This is a genomic window from uncultured Leptotrichia sp. (assembly GCF_938036635.1).
In the GTDB taxonomy this organism is placed as follows: Bacteria; Fusobacteriota; Fusobacteriia; order Fusobacteriales; family Leptotrichiaceae; genus Leptotrichia; species Leptotrichia hongkongensis.
Genome location: NZ_CALHQO010000003.1, coordinates 1 through 1,292, shown reverse-complemented (window position 1 = coordinate 1,292; position 1,292 = coordinate 1). Strand labels below are relative to the sequence as shown.

At 27.7% G+C, this 1,292-nt stretch carries 1 protein-coding gene; it reads right to left on the bottom strand.

What is annotated here, in order from left to right; genetic code table 11:
• Positions 1-190 precede the first annotated feature (190 nt).
• Positions 191-1,105, bottom strand: coding sequence for a cell division protein FtsZ (locus tag Q0370_RS00035; RefSeq protein ID WP_299570388.1), 915 nt, complete (start codon positions 1,103-1,105; stop codon positions 191-193).
• Positions 1,106-1,292 lie beyond the last annotated feature (187 nt).

The window sequence follows — 1,292 nt, the reverse complement described above, 5'->3', positions numbered from 1 at the left end:
AAATTATATAATTTAGGATTTGAGTAAAATAGTCATAATTTTTGAGTTCTGTTTTAAACTAATTTTACTATCAAATAAAGTTTAGTACTATAAATTATATAATTTCTCAAAAAAAAAATCATAATCATTCTTAATTTCCTTGCAAGAAATTTAATAAAAGATTATGATTTCACGATTATAAACAAAACAATTATACACTTGATATCACTACTGTCTTTATTTTTCCAACATCTCTATAATTTTGATTAAATATAACTCCCCATATCAAATTAACATTTTTATCTTCTATAATATCTGAAATTCTTTCTGTTATCTGCCTAATATATTCTAATGAAACATCTTCTGCTGCAATAAAATTTATAAGAACTCTTTTAGCATCCTCTAATTTCCCTTCAAATAAATTATTTTTCTTTATCTGTTCAATTATCTTATCAACAGCATTGTCGCCTTTTGCTTCTCCAACACGAATAATCGTATCCTTTGAATCTTGAAGAACTGTTTTTACATCCAAAAAGTCAATATTCATAAATCCAATTTCTGTCAGAATATTTACAATGCTCTCAATACCTTCCTTTATAATAAAGTTAGCTTTTTTATAGGCTGTTTCAAGAGAATTTTTGCCGACATAATTATACAGCTTTTCATTCATAACAACAATCATGCTATCTGCAAGTTTTTCAATCTTCTTAATACCTGTATTTGCAATCTTCAAATTCTCAAATCCTTCTAGATAAAATGGACGTGCAATAATACTGACAGTAAAAATTCTCAATTTTTTTGCAACTTCAAGAATAACAGGCATTATACCACTTCCAGTTGCCCCTCCAACTCCTGCAGTCAAAAATAGAATGTCTGTTCCCTTAAGCAATTCCCGAAATTGATTTTCACATTGAAGTGCCACTCTCTCAGCCTGCTCTCTGCTGCATTCCTTAACCCCGGTATCTAAAAAAATCTTTTTTTCAGCATGACTTCGCTCAGAATTCTTACTATCTGTATCAATCGTTATATATTCAACCTTTCTTACTCCTGAAGCTATCATAAAATTAACAAAATTTATCCCCATTCCGCCAATTCCAATAACTTTTACACTCATTTTATCCTTCATACTAATCCCACTATTGCAAATACAAAATATTGCAAAATCTCCCTTCTGCAAATATATCTAAATATCATAGTCAATCTTCTTTATATATAAAAAGAAATAAATTGTCTATAACTTTTACACTCATTTCAATCTATAATTTCTATAACCTTAATTTTTTATTTGTATATATTTTACCAAATTAAAACAG